Raw genomic sequence first — 2,332 nt, 5'->3', positions numbered from 1 at the left:
TGGCGCCACGCCACCGGGCCGTCAGGGTCTTATTTCTCCTGCGCCAGCCGGATACTGCGCTCTATCACCGCCCGCCGGGCGTCACCCGCCGGCAGCAGCTTCAGCATCATCTCCCAGGCCGCCACCGCCTCGCCAAAGCGCTGCTGCTCAAAGGCGCTGAACGCATACAGGCTTAACACCCGGATATCCGTGTGGTCGCGGCTCACCAGCTGACGCAGCAGTTCCCCGCCGCGGCGGTTATCCTCCGGGTCGGACGAGCGCGTCAGCGCCTCCGCGTAGCCCAGCGCCGCATCGCGGTTTTCCGGGTCCAGACGGTAAGCGTTCGCATACGCCCCGGTGGCGGTACCGGCATTACCCAGTACCATACCGGTGCGCCCCAGCATGAGCCAGCCCTCAACATTGCCGGCATCATTCTGCAGGCGGGTGCGCAGCCCCAGCGCCAGCCGCGCCATCTCCTCCTCATTCAGCGGCTGCGCCTGCGGGTCCAGCGCCCGCGCCAGCAGCCCGGGCGTCTGCGCCGTTGCCTGCTGCCAGGCCCTCACCTGCGGATAGCTGCCGGTCAGGGCGTAGCTGCCGGCGCCGACCGCCAGCGCAATGACGGCCCCCGGCACGTAAACGCCCCACCCGGCGCGCGCGCCGCAAACCGGGGTGTCCGCCGGCAGCGGCTCCCGGCGCAGGCGCACCCGCCGGCGCGTCCGGGCGACGATTATCCACCCGCCCGCCACGATGGCGGCCAGCGGCAGCACCCACAGCAGCACCGTCAGCGGGGTCAGCGGCGGGTCGTAGGTGACGAAGTTGCCGTAGCGCGCCACCATGTAATCGATGATTTCCTGGCGGCTCTTCCCCTCCTGCATCAGGTCATACACCCTGCGGCGCATGTCGGTGGCTATCATCGCGTTCGAGTCCGCAATGCTGTTGTTCTGGCATTTCGGGCAGCGCAGCTGCTCCGTGAGCTGGCGGAACTGCTGCTCCTGCGCTTCATCTTTAAACGGCATCACGTCGGTGGTCGCCCGCGCTGACCCGGAGATAACCAGCGCCAGCATCAGCATCACCATGCCCGGTAACAGTCTCATTGCGCCGCCTCCCGGCTGTATCTGTCCCACAGCGGTTTCAGTTCACTTTCCCATACCCGGGCATTCAAATCGCCCGCATGGCGGTAGCGGATAATCCCCCTGCCGTCGATGAGGAAGGTTTCCGGCGCGCCGTACACGCCCAGGTCCAGCCCCAGCATCCCGTCGCTGTCCGATAAACTCAGCGCATACGGGTTGCCCAGTTCCTTTAACCAGGCCACCGCCTTCGCCCGGTCGTCCTTATAGTTCAGCCCCACCACCCGGATACCCTGCGCGGCCAGCCGGTTCAGGTACTGATGCTCGGCGCGGCAGGTCGGGCACCAGGTGGCCCAGACGTTAAGCAGCACCGGTTTCCCCTGCGTCAGCACCTCCGCCTGATAGTACTGACCCGGCGTCTCCAGCGATTCCAGGCGAAACGCCGGCACCGGCTTTCCGGTCAGCGCCGATTCGAGATTCGTCGGGTCATCCCCCTGCGCGTTGCGCGCCAGCTGCCACAGCAGCGCCGCGGCAATCAGCAGAAAAATCAGCAGCGGTAATAACAGTACGTTGCGTTTCATCCGGCCTCCGGCAATGGTTTACGGCGGCGGTAGCGCGGGTCCGCCAGGCACAGCAGCCCGCCCAGCGCCATCAGCAGCCCCCCGGCCCATATCCAGCGGACAAACGGTTTGTAGTACAGGCGCACGGCCCACGCGCCGTTGTCCAGCTCCTCCCCGAGCGCGGCGTACAGGTCGCGGGTCAGCCCGCCGTCAATCGCCGCCTCGGTCATCACCATCCGGCTGGTGTTGTAGAGCCGTTTCTCCGCGTGCAGCACCGCCTCCGGCTCGCCGTGGCGCGTCACCCCGATGAGGGCCACCCCGCCGCGGTAGTTGGGCCCGGTGATGTCCCGCACCTCCCGGAAGGTGAAGCGGTAGTCGTGAATGGTCACGCTGTCGCCCGCCCGCATCCGCACGTCACGCTCCACGCTGTAATTCTGGCTGAAGGCGATACCGGTAATCGTCACCGCCAGCCCGAGGTGCGCCGCCACCATTCCCCAGTAGCTGAGAGAGGTTTTCGTGCCGCGGGACACGCGCTGTACGGCTTCGGCCACCGCCAGCACCGCAATCCAGCAGGCCATCGCCATCCCCACCGCCGTCATGGCGATGATTCTATCTTCCAGCAGCCATGGCAAAAGTACCGACAGCACCAGGGTGGAGACCAGGGCGGTGAGCAGCAGTTTCCTGATGTTACGCGGCCGGTCCCGGCCCCAGCGCACCAGTGGCCCC

3 protein-coding genes are annotated in these 2,332 nt (G+C 67.0%); all 3 read right to left on the bottom strand.

Translation table 11 applies throughout. From position 1 onward, the window contains the following. Nucleotides 1–29: 29 nt before the first annotated feature. On the bottom strand, nucleotides 30–1,073 hold the full coding sequence (locus AAYN39_RS10930; protein WP_001238304.1) for a cytochrome c-type biogenesis protein CcmH: 1,044 nt from the start codon (nucleotides 1,071–1,073) through the stop codon (nucleotides 30–32). Then, a complete protein-coding gene (dsbE, locus tag AAYN39_RS10925) occupies nucleotides 1,070–1,627 on the bottom strand; it encodes a thiol:disulfide interchange protein DsbE (RefSeq protein ID WP_000828299.1) in 558 nt (185 codons plus the stop codon). Before dsbE ends, AAYN39_RS10930 begins: the two co-directional genes overlap by 4 nt. Continuing rightward, on the bottom strand, nucleotides 1,624–2,332 hold a 709-nt coding region (locus AAYN39_RS10920), incomplete at its 5' end, for a cytochrome c-type biogenesis CcmF C-terminal domain-containing protein (protein WP_272939133.1). The genes AAYN39_RS10920 and dsbE, both read right to left, overlap by 4 nt.

The organism is Salmonella sp. K21076, from assembly GCF_039650795.1.
In the GTDB taxonomy this organism is placed as follows: Bacteria; Pseudomonadota; Gammaproteobacteria; order Enterobacterales; family Enterobacteriaceae; genus Salmonella; species Salmonella enterica.
This window is presented reverse-complemented; position numbering and strand designations above follow the sequence as displayed.